The sequence below is a fragment of the Pseudomonas sp. FP597 genome (assembly GCF_030687435.1).
In the GTDB taxonomy this organism is placed as follows: Bacteria; Pseudomonadota; Gammaproteobacteria; order Pseudomonadales; family Pseudomonadaceae; genus Aquipseudomonas; species Aquipseudomonas lactucae.
This window is the reverse complement of the sequence record NZ_CP117432.1, coordinates 4,232,049-4,255,912: the sequence shown is the minus strand read 5'-3', so window position 1 is coordinate 4,255,912 and position 23,864 is coordinate 4,232,049. Positions and strand designations below refer to the sequence as shown.

19 protein-coding genes are annotated in these 23,864 nt (G+C 60.9%); 6 read left to right on the top strand and 13 right to left on the bottom strand.

All coding sequences use genetic code 11. The features are described from left to right. Nucleotides 1-114: 114 nt before the first annotated feature. Both PSH66_RS19270 and PSH66_RS19265 read left to right on the top strand, forming a co-directional pair. Nucleotides 115-1,581 carry an acid shock protein gene (locus PSH66_RS19270; RefSeq protein WP_141063149.1) on the top strand — a complete coding sequence of 489 codons (1,467 nt, stop codon included), beginning with the start codon at nt 115-117 and terminating at the stop codon, nt 1,579-1,581. Nucleotides 1,582-1,997: 416 nt separating this feature from the next. Then, nucleotides 1,998-6,269, top strand: a complete 4,272-nt coding sequence (locus PSH66_RS19265) for a hypothetical protein (protein ID WP_305427459.1) — start codon at nt 1,998-2,000, stop codon at nt 6,267-6,269. Nucleotides 6,270-6,293: 24 nt separating this feature from the next. Here PSH66_RS19265 and PSH66_RS19260 read toward each other — a convergent pair whose 3' ends face one another. Then, nucleotides 6,294-7,157 (bottom strand): LysR family transcriptional regulator, encoded by an 864-nt coding sequence (locus tag PSH66_RS19260; protein ID WP_003174895.1) that lies wholly within the window; start codon nt 7,155-7,157, stop codon nt 6,294-6,296. A 131-nt stretch (nt 7,158-7,288) separates the two neighbouring features. Next, entirely contained in the window at nt 7,289-8,035 is a 747-nt protein-coding gene (locus tag PSH66_RS19255; RefSeq protein WP_141063148.1) for an alpha/beta fold hydrolase, read from the bottom strand. Nucleotides 8,036-8,367: 332 nt separating this feature from the next. Here PSH66_RS19255 and PSH66_RS19250 point away from each other — a divergent pair, with 332 nt between their 5' ends. From PSH66_RS19250 to PSH66_RS19240, 3 genes are all read left to right on the top strand, one after another. After that, entirely contained in the window at nt 8,368-9,705 is a 1,338-nt protein-coding gene (locus tag PSH66_RS19250) for a lysine N(6)-hydroxylase/L-ornithine N(5)-oxygenase family protein (protein WP_141063147.1), read from the top strand. Between the two features lie 66 nt (nt 9,706-9,771). After that, on the top strand, nt 9,772-10,992 hold the full coding sequence (locus tag PSH66_RS19245; RefSeq protein ID WP_003174892.1) for a putative DNA modification/repair radical SAM protein: 1,221 nt from the start codon (nt 9,772-9,774) through the stop codon (nt 10,990-10,992). Further along, on the top strand, nt 10,989-11,822 hold the full coding sequence (locus PSH66_RS19240) for a TIGR03915 family putative DNA repair protein (RefSeq protein WP_305427458.1): 834 nt from the start codon (nt 10,989-10,991) through the stop codon (nt 11,820-11,822). Before PSH66_RS19245 ends, PSH66_RS19240 begins: the two co-directional genes overlap by 4 nt. A gap of 121 nt (nt 11,823-11,943) precedes the next feature. Here the strand turns inward: PSH66_RS19240 and PSH66_RS19235 are convergent, their stop codons facing one another. The 7 genes from PSH66_RS19235 to ctlX all read right to left on the bottom strand — a co-directional run bounded on the left by PSH66_RS19235 (nt 11,944) and on the right by ctlX (nt 17,840). Further along, nucleotides 11,944-12,441 (bottom strand): Lrp/AsnC family transcriptional regulator, encoded by a 498-nt coding sequence (locus tag PSH66_RS19235; RefSeq protein WP_017527026.1) that lies wholly within the window; start codon nt 12,439-12,441, stop codon nt 11,944-11,946. A 5-nt stretch (nt 12,442-12,446) separates the two neighbouring features. Further along, entirely contained in the window at nt 12,447-13,277 is an 831-nt protein-coding gene (locus tag PSH66_RS19230; protein ID WP_042944974.1) for an ABC transporter ATP-binding protein, read from the bottom strand. 3 nt (nt 13,278-13,280) lie between these two features. After that, a complete protein-coding gene (locus PSH66_RS19225) occupies nt 13,281-13,994 on the bottom strand; it encodes an ABC transporter permease (RefSeq protein WP_305427457.1) in 714 nt (237 codons plus the stop codon). After that, nucleotides 13,991-14,692, bottom strand: a complete 702-nt coding sequence (locus PSH66_RS19220) for an ABC transporter permease (RefSeq protein ID WP_003174887.1) — start codon at nt 14,690-14,692, stop codon at nt 13,991-13,993. The genes PSH66_RS19225 and PSH66_RS19220 overlap by 4 nt, the downstream gene beginning before the upstream one ends. 125 nt (nt 14,693-14,817) lie before the next feature. Then, nucleotides 14,818-15,597 carry an ABC transporter substrate-binding protein gene (locus tag PSH66_RS19215; protein ID WP_305427456.1) on the bottom strand — a complete coding sequence of 260 codons (780 nt, stop codon included), beginning with the start codon at nt 15,595-15,597 and terminating at the stop codon, nt 14,818-14,820. Between the two features lie 258 nt (nt 15,598-15,855). Further along, nucleotides 15,856-16,902, bottom strand: a complete 1,047-nt coding sequence (locus tag PSH66_RS19210; protein ID WP_003174885.1) for an ornithine cyclodeaminase — start codon at nt 16,900-16,902, stop codon at nt 15,856-15,858. A gap of 11 nt (nt 16,903-16,913) precedes the next feature. Continuing rightward, nucleotides 16,914-17,840 carry a citrulline utilization hydrolase CtlX gene (gene ctlX / locus PSH66_RS19205; protein WP_141063143.1) on the bottom strand — a complete coding sequence of 309 codons (927 nt, stop codon included), beginning with the start codon at nt 17,838-17,840 and terminating at the stop codon, nt 16,914-16,916. 239 nt (nt 17,841-18,079) lie between these two features. On the opposite strand from ctlX, the gene PSH66_RS19200 reads away from it, so the two are divergent. Then, nucleotides 18,080-18,973 (top strand): GNAT family acetyltransferase, encoded by an 894-nt coding sequence (locus PSH66_RS19200; protein ID WP_305427455.1) that lies wholly within the window; start codon nt 18,080-18,082, stop codon nt 18,971-18,973. Between the two features lie 67 nt (nt 18,974-19,040). Here the strand turns inward: PSH66_RS19200 and PSH66_RS19195 are convergent, their stop codons facing one another. From PSH66_RS19195 to PSH66_RS19180, 4 genes are all read right to left on the bottom strand, one after another. Next, nucleotides 19,041-20,060 carry a branched-chain amino acid aminotransferase gene (locus PSH66_RS19195; RefSeq protein ID WP_003174882.1) on the bottom strand — a complete coding sequence of 340 codons (1,020 nt, stop codon included), beginning with the start codon at nt 20,058-20,060 and terminating at the stop codon, nt 19,041-19,043. A 103-nt stretch (nt 20,061-20,163) separates the two neighbouring features. Next, complete coding sequence (gene lpdA / locus PSH66_RS19190) at nt 20,164-21,543, bottom strand: dihydrolipoyl dehydrogenase (RefSeq protein WP_305427454.1); 1,380 nt, start codon at nt 21,541-21,543, stop codon at nt 20,164-20,166. Between the two features lie 4 nt (nt 21,544-21,547). Then, nucleotides 21,548-22,804: a dihydrolipoamide acetyltransferase family protein gene (locus PSH66_RS19185; protein ID WP_305427453.1), complete on the bottom strand. Its 1,257-nt coding sequence runs from the start codon at nt 22,802-22,804 to the stop codon at nt 21,548-21,550. Then, nucleotides 22,805-23,863: an alpha-ketoacid dehydrogenase subunit beta gene (locus PSH66_RS19180; RefSeq protein WP_065903963.1), complete on the bottom strand. Its 1,059-nt coding sequence runs from the start codon at nt 23,861-23,863 to the stop codon at nt 22,805-22,807. Nucleotide 23,864: the final 1 nt, after the last annotated feature.

The window sequence follows — 23,864 nt, the reverse complement described above, 5'->3', positions numbered from 1 at the left end:
AGAGGTAAAATTTCCTACAAAAATACTGGACATGCATACAGTTGTTGGCTAGATTCCATCCCAGGTGACCGGATGTCACCTGACCTTCAGTTTTTAACTATGGATGGATAAAAAATGAAATCGAAAAAAGCCTTTATGCTGGGCGCGGCCATGGCGGCCTCCTGCTTCGTTTCGGCCTTTGCCCTGGCCGAGCAGTACCCTTCGCAACCCACCCCCAAGCTGAGTGCGCAGGCGGTCAAGCAGGCCGCGCAAAAAGCCCTCAAGGCGGGCGGCACGCTCCAGGCCAAGCCCGTCTCCGCGCAGTTGCAACAAAAACTCAAGGCGGCGATGGCGGTCAAGGCGGCCGGAAAATCCAAGGCCGTGGCCAGTCAACCGGCCAAAACCACCCAGGTTGCCAGCGCTGACAGCGAGTTGAAGAAACCCGCCCAGGACCAGCTGAAAACGGCGGTTGCCGAGTTCGTGCCGCTGTTCCCGACGCTGGACGTCAACACCCTCTACACCATCACCGATGTGCAGACAGGCCAGGAATTTCCCTACCACTTCAACCTGCCGCAAAGCGCTCGCGTGCTGGTGCAACTGATCGATCAAAGTGCCGGTGCCAATATGTCGCTGAGCCTGTTCCGGGATGACGGCCAGGGCAATCCGCAGCTGGTCGATACTTCCGACAACGCGGGCAATGCCGATGAGTTCCTGGGCGGCGTGCTGCCGGCGGGGGATTACTACTGGTACATGGTGGCCAACGAGGCGAGCAACGCGCAGTTCAGTTTTGGCGTGGCGGTGGACACCAACATCGACGCCTACGAACCCAACGACACCCCGCAAGCCTCGTTCGTGCTGCCCGACGCGTTGAACAAGGTGACCGGCAACCTCGATAACCCCAACGATGTCGACTATTTCGCGTTCCAGGCCACCCGTGGACAGAACGTGGCGATGTCCCTCAGCGATGACAAGAAAGGCGTCCGTGACCAGTGGATTTTCGAGCGTCTGGAAGGTAACAACTGGGTCCAGGTACCGGCCGGCGATAACCTGGTTGCCTCCGGTCTGGCGCCAGGCGCTGTGGCGCAGGTGCGCATCCGTGCCAACCCTGGCGTCACCCAGGACCCGAATGCCCAATACAAACTGACCCTGGGGTCGGCGCCGAGCTTGAAGAGTTTCGATGTGAAGGGCGACCACATTGTGCGCGTGCCGGTGTCGGTGTTCCCGCTGGCAACACAGACTGCGCGTACGCTGAACTGGTCGACCCAATGGGCCGATTCCACGGGCGTGCCGTTGCTGGGTGTGACGCCGATCCTGCGCGTCGACAAGCGTTTTGACGGTGCCGAGTTCCATTGGACCGACTTCAAGGCCACCACCAACAGCGCGGGCGCGACCCTGGCCAGTGCCGGCCTGGGTGAGTGCTTCGGCGATTACCGTGTGGTGATCCCGGACAGCAGCACCGGCGTGGCGTACAACTGGGACACCACCTTCAACTTCGGCGGCTGGCGGATCGAGCTGGACGAGTTCCCAGGTGTGGGGGTGGGCGGTGATAACGTTCCCTACGTGAGCCTGGGGCATATCTGCACCCAGGACATCAAACACTGATACAGCGCGGTAAATGAAAAGGGGCAGCCTGAACCGGCTGCCCCTTTTTTATTCAAATTGTCTCAAGACCCATGGCGTTACTCGGATGCGTCTCACAGGAAGTAGACGCTGCCGAAAAAGCGGTGGAGCAGGCCCGCACTGATTTCAAACTTTTGGCGTTGGCACAGGCTGCACCGCAATGCACGTTTCAAGTTTTGCCGGATAAGTCTGATAGTTTGTTTTTTCACTGAGTTGATACGTTTGCCTGGCAAGGATGCTCACTGCGTCAAGGATGCCTGGATTGATAGTCTTGCATTAGGGCAGATGTATCCATGAATTCAATTACCGTTCAGCCTCCGATACCGACTTCTCTGCCGCCCCCCGCCCCGGTTGTCGACACGTTGACATCACCCCAAGAGCAGCAAGACCCTCCGGTCATGGATCGCACCCGCAGGCAAGTGCCGCGCGCGCAAGGGCCTGGGCAGCCGGCTTTTACCGCAGGCATGTCGGATGAGGAGGTTCTCATGATTTATCAAGCCAAGATGAGTCAGGGCAAGTTAGGGGTTAAAAGCCAAGACTACAGAAACGGCTATGAGACACCCTCCTCAGTCAATCTGCCTGGCTACGTCAAATCGATGAATGACGTGCAGCTCATGAGGTTGGCGCTGGATCAACACTTCAGTCCGGAGCAATTGGGTGCTCTGCAGCGCATCGTCGAGCAGCGTATTATCTCCAGCGTTCAAAATAATGTCCGCGTGTTCTCGAAGATTGTGTCGGGCGAAGGGGTCAAGCTGACCCCTTTACCTCAAAGCTACTTTCTGAGCATGGTCAATCAGTTGTCCGGTGGGGAATGCGCAGGGTTCTCACATCTGCTGTCGTTGGCCGTGGCGGAAGGTAAACATCACACGTTCATGAGCAACGCTTATCAGGCGATCGCTCACCCGGACACTCCCGAATCCCAAGCGTTTTTCAACGAGATAGCCAAGGTCCAGAGCCGAGTCAAGGAGCGTGGTATCGCACATGATCCTGCGACGGTGAAGCTGGAAGCCTATGCCACCATCGCTTCGCGATTGCAGGACGCGCCCGCCACCCAAACATTATTGATCAGCAGCAAAGGCCACCGCTTGTCGGCCGGTGTAATTGTCGACCCGCAGGGTAAACGCACTTACTACTACAGCGATCCCAATATAGGTTTGGTTGAGTTTTCGTCTCTCAAAGCCTTTGAGCAAGGGTTGAAAAAGATATTTACCAGTCCCGAACTTAGTCATCTGACCTCTCCTGTACAAAGCGGACCGGGCGGCCCCAAGTACTTGATCAGTGTGTTCAATTCCAACCATGTCCCTGAGGTGAACGGTGCCTCCAACAGCATCAAATTCATGTACGACGCTCCCCTTGCAGGGCTCGATACCGTCAAGGTGATCGATGCTTCCCGCCTGCCTACGCTTGACGAGTTTCGTGCCCAGTCGCCGGCCCCTGAACCTGCGCAAAAGGCCGATTACGATCGTGTGACACAGGGACTGAAAAAGCTGCACGACGCCAAGGGGATGCCCCAGTTTCACCAAGCGTTGGAGGTACTCGACTCGGTCAAGACTTTTATTGCCAGTTACCCAAACTCCCCGCTTGTATCTGTCACGAAAAATCTTCAACAACGCTTGGTCAATGTGATCAACGAGTCCGCCGCGCCCGCGCAATACCCTTTTGTATTCGAGCGTATGGAGCGCGAGCGCACAAACCTTGCCCGCGACAGTATTCATGAGCCAAAACGGTTCCATGTGGAGGATATCGCGGGGGTCAAGGTTCAGATATCAAGCCATCATGACGGCGACCCGAACCGGCCAGAAAAAGTGACCGATGCCATTCGGGCAGCGCTATTGAAACTTCAACACAGTGACCCCGACGCAGCCAAGTCTGTGGGTAAAGAGATCAAGGTGATCATTGCCAACCCTGGTGATCAACCGCAGTCGCAGCTGCGTCTGGACAACCCTCCCACGTTAATTGTGGGTGACGATTTCTTTGCCCCTGCCTCTGCACGCGGCGACACTGTTGCTGATCGAGCCGGCTCCGAGGCTCTGGCCAAGGGCGCTGACGGTACGGCCCAAAAGCAAGCCGCGATGATCGCCGGCAAGCTGGGAATGGTGGGTTACTACAAGGCCACGCCCAAAGAATTCCTGAGCGCGATGAATAACACTGAACCGTTTCGCGACGGCGGCCATCAACTCAGTGCTCGGGCCTCCAGAAGTCAGTTTGATTTTTTGGAGGAGTCTTTCGTCGCCGGTCTTTACGATGGAAAGCTCGACAGTTCTGCCGAGGAATCACGCAAAAAACTATTGTCCCCTCGCGCAGAAAAAGACCCGAAGCCAGTTCCGGTAAAACCAACGACCCCTGGAGTGGTTCCGATTGACGAAGCGCAAGTGAAGCATCTACAGAAACTCGATGCGAGCCACGGCCCTCTCCGAATCGGCGAGTTGGACGTCAGCCGTGTCGAGCTCTACAAAATGGGGGGCAGTATCAACGGCCGTCCGGTTGAAGCTGCACTGGCCGGTGACACCGATGGCAGCAAGCTGATCAGCCAGTTGCAGATCGACTATCCCCGTTTTGCGGCCCACCTGCGAGCGGAGCCGGGTGAGGCCGCCGATCGTGTGGCCAATGTACTCGCCGAGATCGCGGCGCACCGTTCACCGGTCTCGGAACCGCTGATCCAGCGGGGCGATGGGTCGACGATCGCTGAGGCATTGCAAAAGCAAGTCCATGAACTGCGCGAGCATCACGCTTCGATAAAGGCGCTGAAGCACAGTAAACAACCGATGCCTGAGCATTTTTTCTCTTCGGGTAATCCAGGTCCACAGGCAGGTAGCAGGGCGGGCGGACTCGCCTTTCAGGCGTTCAGCAGTTTTCAGGGACTGCGCACTTCCATAGAGGCGCTTCAGCGTGGTGATACGACGGCAGGCGCACTAGGTCTGGGCGCAGTGGCATCGGATTTTGTCGGGGCAGGGATAGAGGTTGGCGCGAATAAGTTGGCGCAGAAGGTGGTCAACGCCAGCGCGTCGACCGTGCTCGACTTCAAGTCGTCCAGTTTTGGCAAGATGATCGGTAAAATCGCCGGCGTTGCCGGAGCCGCCATCAGCATTCCCTTTGATGCCTACAATGCCATCGATTCATTCAATAAAGCGGGCCGCAGCACCGGCAAGGAAGCTCAGGATCATTATGTCCACGGAGCTTCTGCGGTCGCCAACGCAGTCACGTCGATTGCTCTGGGGGCTGCATTTTTGGCCGGTGCCGGTGCAGCAGGACCGGCGGGACTTATCGTGGCGGGCACTTTGATGGCTGCCCAAGCGATTTACTCGGCGGTGCGTACGGTTGAGGACATTGATGAACATACACCGCTTACGGATGAGCAGAAATTCTCGATTGGCATGAAGTCATTTCTTGGATTTGAGCCGGGCTTCGACATCATAAAACCCTATCTGGAAGCGAAGTATTCCAAGGAACACGAGTCTCGAAACTGGATTCGCCACAAAACATTCTTGAAAGGCCCGGCCGGCCAGCATTTTGAACGCGTTGTCTTTGGTTCCACCGACGTCGAGGCAAAGCTGGTCCCAGGCAAAGTTCCGCTGACGCCCTTCCTCTGGTACTCACCCATTACTTGGGTGCTGAACCTGGGCGAAATTGACGGCGAGGTGCCGAGTGTTGGCATCACTGGCGGCAACGACCATATTTCAAGTCCTTTCAAATCATGGAACGGTAAGCCTGTTAACGCCGTTGAAGGCGAACCGGGGGAGAACAAGGCCACGCTCTGGGATCTGGGCGACGGCGATGACTGGGTCACAGGCATGCAGAAAAAGCCAAATTACTTTTTATTGGGAGCAGGCAAGAAAGGAATTAACGGAGGGGACGCGGACGACACGGTGGTCCTCAATGCCGATGCGCGGCAGGTACTTGAACAGGCTCAGCAAGTCTCTGAAACCGAAAAGGCGGGCTTCAGCCCACGGCAAACTTCACTCAATGGCGGTGGGGGACGCAATACGCTGTCTTTTTCGGGCGCTTTGAGTGTCGATTATGAGGAGAATGGCGAGAAAAAAGCGGCGAGGTACCAGGGGCATGTGATTGATATGAATAACAATACGGTATCGGTTAAAACCGAGCGTTCAAATACACAGGGCGTGAAAAAAATCGCTCATTTCCAATCCTTCTCCAATGTGGCTACGGTTGAGAAAGGGGAAAGCTACATCCAGGGCAATCATGAGAATAATTGGTTTGTCCTCAACGGCACTAAGGATGAGGTCTTTACGGGCCAAGGCAACAACCTCGTGACTATAAACGGCGGCGCCCATGTCACCGGGCAGGGCGGGACAAATACTTATATCGTCAACAAGCACCACGAGGCGGTGACAATTGATGACCCTGGCAGCAGTACGGTCAAACTGGATTATTCCGCTGAGCAGGTTACAGGTTGGAGCGTTTCGCCCTCTGGCGATTTGACCGTCAAATTGACTGTGGATAGTGATCTGGATACAGGCCCGCAGGAGCGAGCACTGACCTTTAAAAATGCGTTCTCCACTAGCCTCGAAGGCGGCAATATGGCGCGGCCGACCTTCATAACCAATGATGGGGTGATGATGTCAGTTACCGCTCAACGAAAGACTGGCTCATGGGTGAGTATTCCTGGGGTGAGTCGCATGAAAATTGACCTCGGCAAACCTGCAACGTAGGCACTGTGGTTCGGGCTATGGGGCTCACATCAGCGGGTCCCAGCGTTGCGACCAGTCACTTTCGGCCTTGACCACCCCGCGCAGCAATTCCAGCGCACGCTGCAACACCGCCGAATCCCGCGCCCGCGAGTACACCAGGTACGTCGGGAAACTGAACTCCGGGGCCTTGGGCACACGCCGCATCACGCCGCTGTCCAGGTAGCTTTGCACCACCCGTGTGCGGAAGTAACCGGCGCCGCCATTTTCCAGGATGTACTGCAACGCCAACGGCCCCAGGTTGAAACTCACCGCCGCGCGAGCTTTGTCGGGCAGGGCGGCGTCATGCTGTTGGCGAAAGCCCGGGCCCCAATCGATGTACACGTAGGGCTCGGGCTGGCTCACCAACTGCACCAGGATCAGTTTTTCTTCCAGCACCTGCTCCACCTGCAACCCCGGCCAGTATTGCGGCTGGAACACCAGCGCGGCGTCGAGCACGCCCAGCTCCAGCTGGCGCAGCAGGTATTCGCCTTCGCGGATTTCCGTGCGCAGCGCATGCCCGGGGATGTGTTCGCGCAGGGCCTGGGCCCAGCCGAGCATCAACGGGTTGCACAGGCTCACCTCGCCACCGATATGCAGCACATTGCGATAGCCATCGGGCAACGGCAGGTCGCGGCGCGCTGCTTCCCAGGTTTGCAGCAACTGATTGGCGTACACCACGAAGGCCTCGCCGTCGGCCGTCAGCCGGGCGCCGGCGCGGTTGCGCACGAACAGCGTACAGCCCAGCTGGTTTTCCAGGTTCTTGACGCGTGCGGTGATGGCGGTCTGGGTGACGTGCAGTTTCTCAGCCGCCGCGGCCAGGCTGCCGCAGCGGGTGATTTCGAGGAAAGTGCGTGCCAGTTCGATGTCCATGAAGCCCCCGGAGAAGAATGGGCGACAGTGTAAAGGTTAGGAATTGGAATGCTACACGCAAGGCTATAGGGAGCACGTTGCGTAAAACTCCGGAAAACGTTGATGGCGCGAGAACCGCGCTGAGCCAGGTGTCAACGCAGGGTGTCGTTTCCACCACCCGAATCCAGGCAGCGCGTGGACGGCGGCGGCTGTTTGCCGTAGGCGAGAAAGTCGCCGATCCATTGCATGACGCAGTTGTTGGCGCCCTTGAGATGCACCTGTTGCACCTGTGCGGCGCTGGGGGCGAAAGGGGCGGCGTTGACCAGCACCATGCGCGCCACGCGTTCGGAAAACAGCTCGGCGTAGCGGCTGCCCAGGCGAGTCGCCTCGGCGTTGCCCAGGTAATGCAGTTGCGCGTCACCCAGTTGGGCGCGTACGAACTCCATGTCTTGCGCGGCCTGTTCCACGGCGTTGGCCTGGTCGAGGTTGCGCGGGTCGAGTTCGATGATGTCGTAGCGGTTGAGCAGGGTGCGATAGGCCTGGGTGGCGTAGCTGCCCCAGCGGCTGGCCAGGTGCACGGCGAAGGTACCGGCTGTTTTGTTTGACGGTGCCTCGCCGGCCTGGACGAATATCAGGCCCTCGCGGCTCAGCGGCTGGCGCGCGCCGACGCGGGTCACCCGCAGGCGCAGGTTGCCTTGCCCTGGCGCGGCGTAATTGCGCGGCACGCTGACCAGGCCGCACTGGGTGCGCTCCAGTACGCTTGGGTCCAGGCGTTCAACGCCAGGCAGCGAGCAATCCAACTGCCAATCGATAGCGGTGGGCTTGATCAGCGGCTCGGCATGACCAAGGCTGGCTGCCAGCCAGAGGCCGCTGCACGCGAGGTGTTTTGCAAGCGTCATCAAAAGGTCCAGGGCGGCCGTGTGGTGGCGGCTTTTTTACCAAGTACCCTGGGCGGTGAATGTAGGCTTAGCAGGCGACTGATGTACGAAAACGGATTTTTGTTTATCGGATTCAGCTTTGCCAGCCGCCACCCGATGCCTTGTACAAAGCGATGCTGGCCGGCACATGCTCAAACTGCCATTACGCAATGGGCGAATCGGACGCGCGCTGATGAGCCGTTAGTTAAATTTTATTTCGCTGTCCTCGTTTCCTATCAACACATGATCTGTTTTGCAGGTCTTGAAGGTATTCCCGCCCCGACCGCCATGGGGCTTATCCAGAGGACACTGGAATGACACAGGCAATTGCTTCGCCCGCGGTTCACGACCTGATCGGTATCGGTTTCGGCCCTTCGAACCTGGCGCTGGCCATCGCCCTGCAGGAGCGTGAAAAGGCGCAGGGCAAACTGGACGTGCTGTTTCTCGACAAACAGGCCGACTATCGCTGGCACGGCAACACCCTGGTCACCCAGAGTGAATTGCAGATTTCCTTCCTCAAGGACCTGGTGACCCTGCGCAACCCCACCAGCCCGTACTCCTTTGTCAATTACCTCAAGGCCCACGACCGTCTGGTGGACTTCATCAACCTGGGCACCTTCTACCCGTGCCGCATGGAGTACAACGACTACCTGCGCTGGGTGGCGGGGCAGTTCCAGGCCCAGAGCCGCTACGGTGAGGAAGTGCTGGCCATCGAGCCGATCCTCCATCAGCAGCAGGTCGAGGCGCTGCGCGTGATTTCCCGCGATGCCCTGGGTGAGCAGCATGTGCGCACCACCCGTTCGGTGGTGGTCAGTGCCGGCGGTACACCGCGCGTTCCCGAGGCATTCAAGGCGCTCAAGGGCGACAGCCGGGTATTCCATCACTGCCAGTACCTGGAACGCATGGCCGCCCAGCCCTGTGTCGACGGCAAGGCGATGCGCATTGCGATCATCGGCGGTGGCCAGAGCGCGGCCGAGGCCTTTATCGACCTCAATGACAGCTTCCCGTCGGTGCAAGTGGACATGATCCTGCGCGGTTCGGCATTGAAGCCGGCGGATGACAGCCCGTTCGTCAACGAAGTGTTCTCGCCGGCGTTTACCGACCTGGTGTTCCAGCAAGTCGGTGCCGAACGTGAGCGTCTGGTGGCCGAGTACCAGAACACCAACTATTCGGTGGTGGACCTGGACCTGATCGAACGCATCTACGGGATTTTCTATCGCCAGAAAGTTTCCGGCATCGCCCGCCATGCCTTCCGCACGATGACCGTGGTCGAGAAAGCCACCTCCGGCCCGCTGGGCATCGAACTGGTGCTGCGCAACAACGCCACCGGCGCCACCAGCACCCACCACTACGACGCAGTGATCCTGGCCACCGGCTACGAGCGCCGGATGCACCGTGAATTGCTCGCCCCGCTGCACGCCTACATGGGCGACTTCGAGGTGGCGCGCGACTACCGCATCGTCACTGACGAGCGCTGCAAGGCGGGCATTTACATTCAGGGCTTCAGCCAGGCCAGCCATGGCTTGAGCGATACCTTACTGTCGGTATTGCCGATTCGCGCCGACGAAATTGCGGCGTCGTTGCACGCATTGGACCGTGGGCGTGACAAGGCGCGTGCGATGCAGGACCTGCTGCTGGCCACCGCCAGCTGACAGACTGCACTTGTGACCCACAGGGCTGCCTGATACTGTACAAAAAACCAGTATCGGTAGCCCTTAATGCAGTTGATCGAAAAACTCAGCATCCTCGCCGACGCCGCCAAGTACGACGCGTCCTGTGCCAGCAGCGGCGCGCCCAAGCGCAGTTCCGAGGGCAAGGCGGGGCTGGGGTCCACCGACGGCATGGGCATCTGCCACAGCTACACGCCCGACGGCCGCTGCGTATCGCTGCTCAAGGTGCTGCTCACCAACTTCTGTCTCTACGATTGCCAATACTGCGTCAACCGCCGCTCCAGCGACGTGCCCCGTGCGCGTTTCAGCCCGGAAGAGGTGGTCACCCTGACCCTGGATTTCTACCGGCGCAATTGCGTCAGCGGGCTGTTTCTCAGCTCGGGCATCATCCGCTCGGCCGACTACACCATGGAACAACTGGTGCGGGTGGCCCGGCTGCTGCGCGAAGAACATGACTTTCGCGGCTATATCCACCTCAAGACCATTCCCGAAGCGGACCCGGCACTGATTGCCGAGGCCGGGCGTTATGCCGATCGCCTCAGCGTGAATATCGAGTTGCCCACCGACGCCAGCCTGCAGACCCTGGCGCCCGAGAAGCAGATCGGTTCGATCAAGCAGGCCATGCAGACCATCTACACCGGCGAGCAGACCGTGCTCAACGAGCCCCGCGCCCCGCGGTTTGCCCCGGCCGGGCAGAGCACGCAGATGATCGTCGGCGCCGACGACACCGACGACAGCACCATCCTCCATGGTGCCGAGGCGCTGTACGGCAACTTCAAGCTGCGTCGCGTGTACTACTCGGCGTTCAGTCCTATCCCCAATAGCCCGAAAAGCGTGCCGTTGGCCGCGCCGCCGCTGATGCGCGAGCATCGTCTGTACCAGGCGGATTTCCTGTTGCGCAGCTACGGCTTCAGCGCCAATGAACTGTTCGAAGGCCCCGGCCACCTGGCGCTGGATATCGACCCCAAGCTGGCCTGGGCCTTGGAGCATCGCGAGGTGTTCCCGCTGGACCTGAACCGCGCCGAACCCACCCTGATCGCGCGAATCCCCGGTATCGGCCTGCGCACCACCCAGCGTCTGGTGGACCTGCGCCGCGAGCGCAAGATCCGCTTCGAAGACCTGGCGCGCATGCGTTGCGTGCTGGCCAAGGCCAAGCCGTTTTTCATCACCAGCGACTACCATCCGCAACAGGCTGAAAGCACCAGCGTGCTGTTGCGCGAGCAACTGCGCGACCGTCCGCAGCCGCAGCAGATGGGGTTGTGGGGATGATCAGCCTGGAATGCGACAACCTGTTCAGCACCTGGCGCGAACAGGCGCGCTGGCTGCTCAGCCATCAGGTCGACCCCAGCCAGGTCAGTTGGGGCGAGGCCGAAGTGGCGGACCTGTTTGCCACCGACGAGCCGATACCCACCGGGCTTGGGCCGTTCCAGGCACGTATTCCCAAGGCGCTATTGGAACTGCTGGAGTCGGCCGCCTGTTATCACGGTGACCAGCGCTGGAGCCTGTTGTATGAAGTGCTGTGGCGGGTCAGCCATGGCGACCGCACGGCCATGCTGGCGGGCGACAAACTGGGCAGCGAGTTGCAGCGGCGTATCAAGCAGGTGAGCCGTGAAGCCCATCATTTGCATGCGTTTGTGCGGTTTATTGCGCTGCCGCCCGAGGCGGGGCCTGAGTTGCCGGAGTATGTGGCCTGGCATGAGCCGGCCCATGACATCCTGAAGTCCGCCAGCCAGCATTTTGTCGGGCGCATGGGGCGTCATCGCTGGATGATCGCCACGCCACTGGACGGGGTGTATCACGACGGTGAGCAATTGATTCATCAGCGCCAATGCCCTGAGGCCTGGCGCCAGTTGGCGCAGAGTGTCGAAGACCCGCACAGCGCCATGTGGTTGACCTACTACAGCCATATTTTCAACCCGGCGCGGCTCAATCCCAAGGTAATGGAGGGGCACCTGCCGAGCCGGTTCTGGAAGAATCTGCCGGAGGGTAAGTTGATCCCGGGGTTGATCAGCGAGGCCCGCACGGGCAAGCAGAAGGATGGGCAGGCGAAGCTGATTGGCACTAAACCCGGCAAACGTATTTCAAGTGGGCACGGTTAAACATGTGGGAGGGGCTTGATCTAATGCCAGTCAGTTAAGGGTGGCCCGCTCCACCTCTTAACTGACAGGCATTGTGGCTTGCCCCTCTCACATTAAATTTCCAGTGTTTTGGGAAAGGCCATCAGGTCAGTTCAGTGGCGGTGTTCTTGACCACCGCAAGCTCCGGATGCGCCACCAGCTTGTCGATATGCAGCTCATCATTGTTCAGCCAGGTCTCGGTCAGCACCCGGTAATGCTCCATGTCCCGACAGCGCATCCTCAGGCTGTAGTCAAACGGCCCGCTGATCAGCTGGCATTCGAACACCTGGGGGCAGGCTTTCACGCAGGCTTCGAACGCCCTCTGCGCCGAGCGCCCGCTTTGGTTGGACAAGGCCACCAGTACCAGCAGCGACAGCCCTGGCGAAACCATCTGCACATCGATGATGGCCCCGTACCCACGGATCACCCCACGTCGCTCCAGCTTGCGCACCCGCTCCAGGCAGGGGCGTGGCGTGAGGTGCACCAGCGACGAGAGTTTTTCGTAGGTGATCCGACCCTGATGCCGCAGCACTTCGATGATCGCCTCATCGATGCGGTCCAGCGCGGGGGAGGTATGGGGTCCGTTGGCCTTGGTATCCATGGGTTTCACTTCAAACGGTTGGAAAGAAATTGCTGCAAGCGCTCGCTGTTGGGGTGGTCGAGGATTTCGGCGCCACCTTGTTCTTCGACACGGCCCTGATGCAGGAACAGCACTTGGCTGGACACCTGGCGGGCAAAGCCCATCTCGTGGGTGACCATCAGCATGGTACGACCTTCCTCGGCCAACGTCTGTATGACTTTGAGGACTTCTCCTACAAGTTCCGGGTCCAGCGCTGAGGTCGGCTCATCGAACAGAATGATTTCCGGCTCCATCGCCAGGGCGCGGGCGATGGCCACGCGCTGTTGCTGGCCGCCGGACAGGAATGCCGGGTATTGGTCCGCCACGCGGCTCGGCAGGCCGACCTTGTCCAGGTACAGCCGCGCGCGTTTCTCTGCTTCGGCGGCGCTCACGTTCAGCACCCGGCGCGGGGCCATGGTGATGTTTTCCAGTACAGTCATGTGGCTCCACAGGTTGAAGTGCTGGAACACCATCGCCAGGCGTGTGCGCAGGTTCTGCAATTGCGCCTGGTCCGGCGCGCGGGTGCCGGCGCGGCCTTGCTGCATTTCGATGCTGATGCCGTCCAGGGTGATCACCCCGGCGTCAGGCTGTTCCAGAAAGTTGATGCAACGCAGCATCGTGCTTTTGCCCGAGCCGCTGGCGCCGATCAGGCTGATCACATCGCCGTGGCGGGCGTTGAGGGACACGCCCTTGAGCACTTCATGTTCGCCGTAGCGTTTATGGATGCCTTCGACTTGAAGCTTGACGGCAGCGGTTGCGCTGTTGGCAACGGGAGTATCGACAGGATAAGCGGCCAGGGCCTGCGCGGACTGATTCATGGGTTAGCCTCGGGTAGGAACGAGAAAGCGCATCCAGCGACGTTCGGCCAGTCGAAACAGGCCCACCAGTGCAAAGGACAGCAGCATGTACAGCAGGGCCGCGATACCGAAGGCCTGGAAGGTCAGGAAGGTTTCGGCATTGGCGTCGCGGGCCACTTTGAGGATGTCGGCGACCGTGGCGGTGAACGCCAGGGAGGTGGCGTGCAGCATCAGGATCATTTCGTTGCTGTAGGCCGGCAATGCGCGACGCAAGGCCGCCGGCACCACCACAAACAGGTTCAACCGCCAGCCGTGCAGGCCATAGGCGCGCGCGGCTTCGATCTCGCCATGGGGAATATTGCGGATCGCCCCGGCGAAGATTTCCACGGTATAGGCACAGGTGTTGAGCACAAAGGCCAGCAGGGTGCAGTTCAATGCATTGCGGAAAAACTGGTTGAGCAGGGCGTTGTCCTGCACCACTTCCAGGCTGTACAGCCCGGTGTAGCAAATCAGCAATTGGATATACAACGGCGTGCCACGGAACAGGTAGGTATACATCTCGACCGGCCAGCGCAGCCAGAAATGCGCCGAGACCCGGGCCAGCGCCAAAGGGATCGACAGAAAGAAGCCGAGCACCACCGAGATAATGAACAGCCATAGGGTCATGGCCACGCCGGACAACCCCGCGCCGTCGCTGAACAGGTAGGCCAGGCCGTATTGCTGGAACAGTTCGATCATCGCGCCATCCCCTTGATGCCGAGGTTGTAGCGCCGTTCGAGGCGCTTGAAGATGCGGTTGGAAAGGGTGGTGATCACCAGGTACACGAGGCCTGCAAGGATCAGGAAGTACAGCGGCTCGCTGGTGGTCTTGCCGGCGTTTTGCGCGGCCTTGACCAGGTCCGACAGGCCGATGATCGACACCAGCGCCGTGGACTTGAGCAGCACCAGCCAGTTATTGCCCAGGCCCGGCAGCGCAAAGCGCATCAACTGCGGGAACAACACCAGGCGAAAACGCTGCCAGCGACTCAGGCCATAGGCGGTGGCGGCCTCCAGTTGGCCGACCGGCACGCTGAGAATCGCGCCACGGAAGTTCTCGGTGAAATACGCGCCGTAGATAAAGCCTAGGGTGATCACCCCGGCGGTAAACGGGTCGATCTCAAAATAGTCCCAGCCGAAGGTTTCGGTCAGGTCGTTCAGCCACAGTTGCAGGCTGTAGAAAATCAGTAGGATCAGCACCAGGTCCGGCACGCTGCGGATCAGCGTGGTGTACAGCGTGGCGGGTACCCGTAGCCATCTGGCGGCGGACAGCTTGGCGCCGGCGGCGATCAGGCCCAGGGTGAGGCTCAGGGCCAGTGCGAGGAACGCCAGCTTGAGCGTCATCCAGGCACCCTGCGCCAGCATTGGGCCGTAGCCGTGCAGGTTGAGGAGGTCGTTCATCGGGGATATCTCTAAAAGGAAGGCGCGGACAGTCCGTGTCGGAGCAGGCTTGTGTGGGAGGGCGGTGCGACGATTCGACTTGCCCCCTCCCTCATAAGCCACCTCACACAGGGAATTGTGAGGACTTACTCGTGGTAGATGTCCTGGTCGCCGAAGTACTTCTTCTGGATCTGCGCATAAGTGCCATCGGCCTGTACGGCGGCGATGCCCTTGTTGATCAGATCGCGCAGTTCCTGGTCGTTCTTGCGCAGGCCCATGGCGATGTCCAGCGGCAGGGTCGGGTCCTTGAAGGCCGGGCCGGTCTTGAAGTCGGCGCCTTCAGGCTTGGACAGGAAGTTGAGCTGGGCTTCGAGCTTGTCGGTCAGGGTGGCATCGAGGCGACCGTTCTGCAGGTCGGCGTAGTTCTGGTCCTGGGACTGGTACGCCTTGACTAGGGCACCGAGCTTGGCCAGATGCGCACGGGCATAGGCTTCCTGCAGGGAGCCTTGCAGTACGCCGACCTGCTTGCCCTTGAGAGATTCCGGGGTGTCACCGAAGTCGGCGCCTTTGCGGGTGATCACGGACGTCGGGCTGAGGAACAGGCGGTCGGTGAAGTCGATCTGTTTTTCGCGGGCCGGGGTCACGGCCATGGACGACATGATGGCGTCGAACTTGCGTGCGCGCAGGGCCGGGATCATGCCGTCGAATTCGTTGTGCACCCAGGTGCATTTCACTTCGAGCTTGGCGCAGATCGCATTGCCCAATTCGATATCGAAACCTTGCAGGCTGCCGTCGGCGGCGACGGATTCGAAGGGAGGGTATTCGGGGAACACGCCGAAGCGGATTTCTTTCCATTCCTGGGCGTTGGCGGCGGTGGCGCACAGTGGCAACAGCAACGCAGCGAAGAGTGATCGCAATGGAGTCATGGTGTAGTCCCTATATTTTGTAATTGATGTCAGGGCAGTAAAAAAGGGTGCGGCATGCATTCAGTGGGTGACGCTTTGGCCGGGCTCAGAATGCTTTATGATGGTGCGTTTTTTGTGTCGTTTACCCGGTGCGCAAAGTGCTAATTGCGCTGTTAAAAAGCGCAATGCAGCGGAATCGGCTGCCGCACGCGCTAAATCGGCTTTTTACGCATCGAAATCTGCCCTGGCCTGGGCGCAAAGCGGCAGGCCAGAGCGGTCTCAGGCGCGCTTTTTGTGCTGTGCGCCCGGCTGGTGGGCCAGGCGTGCGAACAGGTCCTTGGGGTCGGCGAGGTCAGGCACCAGTTCCAGCTCGCTGCCTACATCCAGGGCCTCGGCCACGTCCAGCACGTAGCGCAGGGCCGAGTAGTCTTCGATGGCAAAGCCCACCGAGTCGAACAGCGTGACCTGGCGCGCGTTTTCGCGGCCGGGTTGCTGGCCATTGATCACCTGCCAGAGTTCGGTTACCGGCGAGTCTTCCGGCATATGCTGGATTTCACCTTCGATGCGGCTTTGCGGTTCGTACTCCACGATCACACGGGCGCGTTCGACGATGCGGCGGTCCAGCTCGGTCTTGCCCGGGCAGTCGCCGCCGACGGCGTTGAGGTGCATGCCGGGTTCGATCATGTCGTCGGTGAGGATGGTGGCGTAGGCCTTGTCGGCGGTGACAGTGGTGACGATGTCCGCGCCTTTGACCGCTTCGGCCACGCTGGCGGCCAGGATCACTTTGATCGCCGGGAACGCCTTGAGGTTGGCCGCCAGCTTGGCGGTGGCCTTGGCGTCGATATCGAACAGGCGAATCTCATTGATGCCGAGCATGGCGTGGAAGGCCAGGGCCTGGAATTCACTCTGCGAGCCGTTGCCGATCAACGCCATGCTGCGGCTGTTGTCGCGGGCCAGGTAGCGTGCCACCAGCGCCGAGGTCGCGGCGGTGCGAATGGCGGTGGTCAGGGTCATTTCCGCCAGCAAAACCGGCTTGCCGGTGTCGACATCGCCCAGCGCGCCGAAGGCCATCACGGTGAGCATGCCAGCCAGGGTGTTCTTCGGATGACCGTTGACGTACTTGAAGGCGTACAGCGACGCGTCGGACACCGGCATCAGTTCGATCACGCCATCCGGCGAGTGGTTGGCCAGGCGTGCGCATTTTTCGAAATCCTGCCAGCGCAGGTAGTCGGCGTGGATGTACTCGGCCATCTCGGTGATGCAGGTTTGCAGGCCTTTTTGCGAAACCAGGTAGCTGAGGTCGTTGACGTCGATATAGCGGGTCATGGCAAGACTCCTTATTGAAATGAGGGGCGGGCGGGTAAATGCACTTCCGCCAGCATGCAGCGAGCACTGCCGCCGCCGATGCGTTCGATGTTGTCGATATTCACCACCACCGGTCGCGTATGGCGCTCCACATGCTGGCGCTGCGTCGGTTGCAATGCGCCCCAGGCGCTGGCGGACATCACCAGCAGCGGCTGGCCGTCGCGGTCGTGCACTTCGAGCATGTTGCCGGCGAAGGCTTCCAACTGGTCGAAGTCGAGGGCGAGGATGTCCTTGCCGGTGTCGCGCAGGGAGCGTTCCAGAGCCAGGCGTTCAGCTTCGTCCGGCAGCGCTTGCAGGCACACCACCGAGAGATCGCGGCCGACGCTCATCATCACATTGCTGTGGTAGATCGGCGCGTCATGGCGGTCGACCGCGTGGAATACGCACAACTGGTAGTCGAGGCGTTCGGCGAATTGGCGCAGGGCGTCGTGGTGGGTGCGCCCGGAGTGGCACGCGTAACTGATGCGATGCTGGCGATCGAGGACCATGCTGCCGGTGCCTTCGAGAAAGATGTCGTGCTGTTCCAGATGGCTCAGGTCAATGGTGTTCTTGACCATAAAACGCTGCTCCAGCACTTGCAGCACACCCTTGTTGCGCTCCAGGCGTCGGTTCTGGCCTTCCATCGGGTACAGCACCAGGCTGCCGTCGGCGTGACTGCTCCACCAGTTGTTGGGGAAGATCGAGTCGGGGGTGTGGGGCGCCGGGGTGTCCTGCACCACCAGTACTTCCACGCCGTGCCGGCGCAGGGTGTCGACGTAACCGTCGAATTCTTCCAGCGCTTTCTGCTGCGCGCTGAGCGGGTCCAGGGGCGGGCGCTGGAAACGGTTGTTGATCGCGGTGTCCGGGTTGAAGGCAAAGCGCGCCGGGCGAATCATCAGGACGGTATTGGTGGTTTGCATGGGGGCACGGGTCCATGGGGGATCTTGTGCCGCTATTCTGGGCGTTATACGGGGTGAATCCCGGCTGAAAAAGCGAAGTGGCTCAGCCGGGAAAGCTGAAACGGTGGGTTCGGCGGCCGAATCGGCTGCCGGATTGAAATGCCGTCAAACTGTGGGAGGGGGCAAGTCGAATCGTCGCACCGCCCCCTTCCACATTGGTACAGTGGCCACTGTAAAAGTGCCGTCAGCCTGGAGGAGTCATGTCTACCGCCGTTCGTCTCGCTCAGCCCACCGATGCCGAGGGAATCAGCCAAGTCATCCTCGCGGCCCTGCACAGCAGCAATGCGCGGGATTACCCGGCGCAGGTGATCGCCCGAGTGGCGAGCAACTTCACCGCCGACGCTGTGCTGGAACTGCTCAAGCGCCGTGTCGTACTGGTAGCGATCCAGGATCAATTGATTGTCGCCACGGCGGCCCTCGATGCGAACGTGGTGCGCTCGGTGTTCGTCAACCCGGCGCTGCAGGGGCAGGGCATCGGTCGGCTATTGATGATTGAAATCGAATTGCGTGCCCGCGAAGCCGGGGTGACGGTACTGAGCGTGCCGTCCTCGCTGACGGCCGAGCCGTTCTACGCCAAGCTGGGGTTTCATACGGTGCGTGACGTTTACCACGGCAACGAGCGCACGCTGGTGATGGAAAAGACGCTGCTGTCGCGCCATCCCATCGGGCCGTATCGCGACCGTCAACACCGCGCACAGGTGGTCGCGTTGTGGCAGGAGGCGTTTGGCTATGACACCGCCCATAACCTGCCGAGCCTGGCGATCGATAAGAAGTTGGCGGTCGATGATGGGCTGTTCTTTGTTGCAACCGATAAAAAAACCGTGATCGGCACAATTCTCGCCGGGTACGACGGGCATCGTGGCTGGCTGTATTCGGTGGCGGTGCACGCCGACTATCGGCGTCATGGCCTGGGGTCGTCGCTGGTGCGCTATGCGGAGCAGGTGTTGACGGCGTTGGGCTGCATGAAGATCAACCTGCAGATCAGCGGCGGCAATGAGGCGGTGGTGGGGTTTTATGAGGCGCTGGGGTATGGGGTGGAGCCGAGGATCAGTATGGGCAAGAAGATTGCGGAGAATATCCCCAAACGGTCTTGAAGACGCAGGCGATCCAATGTGGGAGGGGCGGTGCGACCCTCCCACAGGGTATTGCAGTGTTGCTGGGTTAGACTTTTACGATCCAGCCGGCTGGCGCTTCAACATCGCCGGTCTGCACACCGGTCAGCTCTTTGTAGAGCTTCTGGGTGACCGGGCCCACTTCGGTTTCACTGTGGAACACGTGCAGTTGGCCGTTGTACTGGATACCGCCGATCGGCGAGATCACCGCTGCGGTGCCGCAGGCGCCGGCTTCCTTGAATTGATCCAGCTTGTCGATGAACACTTCGCCCTCGACCACTTCCAGGCCCAGGCGGGTCTGGGCCAGTTCGATCAGTGACAGGCGAGTGATGCCTGGCAGCACCGAAGGCGACTTCGGCGTGATGAACTTATTGTCGTGGGTGATCCCGAAGAAGTTGGCCGAACCGACTTCTTCGATCTTCGAGTGGGTCATCGGGTCCAGATAGATCGCGTCGGCGAAACCGGATTTCTTCGCCTCCGAGCCCGGCATCAGGCTGGCGGCGTAGTTGCCACCCACTTTGGCGGCGCCGGTGCCTTGTGGGGCGGCGCGGTCGAAGGTGGAGATCTGGAAGTTGTGGGGCACCAGGCCGCCCTTGAAGTAGGCGCCGACCGGGATGCAGAACACCGAGAAGATGAATTCCGGCGCGGTGCGCACGCCGATATTGTCACCGGTGCCGATCACGAACGGGCGCAGGTACAGCGCGCCGCCGCTGCCGTACGGCGGGATGAAGCGCTCGTTGGCCTTGACCACTTGTTTGCAGGCGTCGATGAAGTCTTCGGTCGACACGTGCGGCATCAGCAGGCGGGCACAGCTGCGCTGCATGCGCGCGGCGTTCTGGTCCGGACGGAACAGGTTGATCGAACCGTCCTTGCAGCGATAGGCCTTGAGGCCTTCAAAGCACTGCTGGCCATAGTGCAGGGCGGTGGAGCCCTCGCTGATGTGCAGCACGTTGTCGTCGGTCAGGGTGCCAGCTTGCCATTCGCCGTTTTTCCAGGTCTGGAGAAACCGCTTGTCGGTCTTGATGTAGTCAAAACCCAGCTTGTCCCAATTGATGCTTTCGTTACCCATGACACCCTCTATCTCTGGTCAAGTCGGATTTTTTCTGAATGGGCGCAACAATACTTCATTCGCTGGCCCGTTCGCATCCCCTGTAGCGCCCTCGCCACAAAAGCTACAGATGAAGCGCGTGGCCCAACGCCCGGAGTGCGGCTTCCTGCACCGCTTCACCCAACGTCGGGTGAGCGTGAATGGTGCCGGCCACATCTTCCAGGCGCGCACCCATTTCCAGGCTCAGTCCGAAGGCGGTGGACAGCTCGGACACGCCGGCGCCGACCGCTTGCCAGCCCACAATCAGATGGTTGTCGCGTCGCGCCACCACCCGCACGAAGCCGGTTTTCGACTCCAGGGTCATGGCCCTGCCATTGGCGGCGAACGGAAAGCTCGACACGATGCAGTCCAGTCCGGCGGCCTTGGCTTCGTCCGGGGTCTTGCCGACCACCACCAGCTCCGGGTCGGTGAAGCACACTGCCGGGATCGCCGCGGGGTTGAATTCGCGGTGTTGACCGCTGATCAGTTCGGCCACCATTTCACCCTGGGCCATGGCCCGGTGCGCCAGCATCGGCTCGCCGCTCAGGTCGCCGATGGCATACACATTGCGCATGCTGGTCTGGCAACGGCTGTCGATCCTGATTGCCGCGCCGTTCATGTCCAGGTTCAGCACTTCGAGGTTCCAGCCCTGGGTGTTGGGTTTGCGACCAACGGCCACCAGCACTTGATCCGTTTCCAGCGACAAGGTGTCGCCATTCGGGTCGCGCACTTGCAGGCAGTGGTCGGCAAAACCGGTGACGCTGTGTTTGAGGTACAGCTTGACCCCCAGTAGTTTGAGGGATTCGCTGACCGGCTGCGTCAGCTCGGCGTCGTAGGCCGGCAGGATGCGATCCTGCGCCTCGACCACGCTGACCTCGGCGCCCAGTTTGCGATAAGCGATCCCCAGTTCCAGGCCGATATACCCGCCGCCCACCACGATCAGGCGCTTGGGCACCCGCGTCGGCGCCAAGGCTTCGGTGGACGAGATGATCGGCCCGCCAATCGGCAGCATTGGCAGGTTGACGCTGGTCGAACCGGTCGCCAGCAGCAGGTGTTCGCACTGGATGCGCTGGTCGCCGACGTCGACGGTCTTGCCATCGACTATCTTGGCCCAGCCGTGGATCACCTGCACTTTGTGCTTCTTGAGCAGCGCGGCGACGCCGGTGGTCAGGCGGTCGACGATGCCGTCCTTCCATTCCACGCTTTTGCGGATGTCCAGGGTCGGCACGTCGACTTCGATGCCCAGTTGCGAGCCTTGGCTGTGGTGCACGGTCTGCTGGAATTGCTCGGCCACGTGGATCAAGGCCTTGGACGGAATGCAGCCGATGTTCAGGCAGGTACCGCCCAACGCCTGGCCTTCCACCAGGACGGTCGGGATGCCCAGCTGGCCGGCGCGGATCGCCGCCACATAGCCGCCGGGGCCGCCACCGATAATCAGCAACGTTGTTTGCAATGTCTGGGTCATGCCCTTACTCCAGGAACAGGCTGGCGGGTTGTTCGAGCAGGCCGCGAATGGCCTGGATGAATTGCGCCGCGTCCATGCCATCGACCACGCGGTGATCGAACGAACTGGAGAGGTTCATCATCTTGCGCACCACGATCTGGCCCTTGATCACCATCGGCCGCTCAACGATGCGGTTGACGCCGACAATCGCCACTTCCGGCAGGTTCAGCACCGGCGTGCTGACGATGCCGCCCAAGGCGCCCAGGCTGGTCAGGGTGATGGTTGAGCCCGACAGCTCATCGCGGCTGGCCTTGCCGTTGCGCGCGGCCGTGGCCAAACGCGCGATTTCCTCGGCATTGCCCCACAGGCTGCGTGCCTCGGCGTGACGCACCACCGGCACCATGAGGCCGACGTCGCTCTGGGTGGCGACGCCCACATGCACCGCGCCGAGTCGGGTAATGACCTGGGCTTCGTCGTCGTAACGCGCGTTGATCTGCGGGAAGTCGCGCAACGCCACGACCATGGCCCGTACGATAAACGGCAGCAGCGTCAGCTTGCCGCGTGTGGCGCCGTGTTTCTCATTGAGGTGTACGCGCAGCTCGTCCAGCGCGGTGACGTCGATCTCTTCCACATAGCTGAAATGCGCGGCGCGGCGGGTGGCGTCCTGCATGCGCTGGGCGATCTTGCGGCGCATGCCGATCACCGGGATCTGTTCTTCGTCGTTGCGTTCGGCGTAGGGGTTGGCCGCTGTGGAGGGCGTGGATGAGCCTTGTTGCAGATAGGCCTCAAGGTCTTCATGCAGAATCCGGCCCGCCGGGCCGCTGCCTTGCACCAGGCGCAGTTGAATCCCCGCATCCAGCGCATGCTTGCGCACCGCCGGCGAGGCCAGCGGACGTTCATCGGCTGCACGGGCCTGCGGCGCCTGGGCTTTCACCGCGACCGGCGCGGGTTTGTGTTCGACCGGTGCCGGTCTGGCTTCAACCACAGGCGCGGCCTTCGGCGGCTCAGCCGCCACCGGCGCGTCCTTGGCGTTACCGGCGCCTTCCACTTCAATGCTGATCAGAATACTGCCCACGGCCATGACCTCGCCCGGCTCGCCACCGAGGGAAATCACCTTGCCGTGCACGGGCGAGGGAATGTCCACCATCGCCTTGTCGGTCATCACATCCGCCAGCACCTGGTCTTCGACGACCAGGTCGCCGACCTTCACATGCCACTGCGACAATTCAACTTCCGCGATGCCTTCGCCGATGTCCGGCATCTTGATAACGTGCGTGCCCATTCAGACCTCCATGACCCGTTTCAACGCCGCGCCCACTCGGGACGGCCCTGGGAAATACGCCCACTCCTGCGCGTGCGGGTAGGGGGTGTCCCAGCCGGTGACGCGTTCGATCGGCGCTTCCAGGTGGTGGAAGCAATGCTCCTGCACCAGCGACACCAACTCGGCGCCAAAACCGCAGGTACGCGTGGCTTCGTGCACCACTACGCAACGGCCGGTCTTCTTCACCGACTTGACGATGGTCTCCAGGTCCAGCGGCCACAGGCTGCGCAGGTCGATGACCTCGGCGTCGATGCCGGTTTCTTCGGCGGCGACTTGCGACACATACACGGTGGTGCCGTAGGTCAGCACCGTCACGGCCGACCCCGGACGCACGATGGCGGCCACGTCCAGCGGCACGGTGTAGTAACCGTCCGGCACTTGCGCTTGCGGGTGTTTCGACCACGGGGTTACCGGGCGGTCGTGATGGCCGTCGAACGGGCCGTTGTACAGACGCTTGGGCTCCAGGAAGATCACCGGATCATCGTTTTCGATGGAGGCGATCAACAAGCCTTTGGCGTCATACGGGTTGGATGGCATCACCGTGCGCAGGCCGCAGACCTGGGTGAACACCGCTTCGATACTCTGGCTGTGGGTCTGGCCGCCGTAGATGCCGCCGCCGCAGGGCATGCGCATGGTCAGCGGCGCGGTGAACTGGCCGGCCGAGCGGTAACGCAGGCGCGCGGCTTCGGAGATGATCTGGTCGGTGGCGGGGTAGACGTAGTCGGCGAACTGGATTTCGGCCACCGGACGCAGGCCATAGGCACCCATGCCCACGGCCACGCCGATAATGCCGCTTTCGGAAATCGGTGCGTCGAACACCCGCGAGCTGCCGTACTTGGTCTGCAAGCCTTCGGTGCAGCGGAACACGCCGCCGAAATAGCCGACGTCCTGGCCGAACACCACCACGTTGTCGTCGCGTTCGAGCATCACGTCCATGGCCGAGCGCAGGGCCTGGATCATGGTCATGGTGGTGGTGGTCATGGCGGTTTCCAGTTCGATACTGTTGTTGTGATCGTTCATG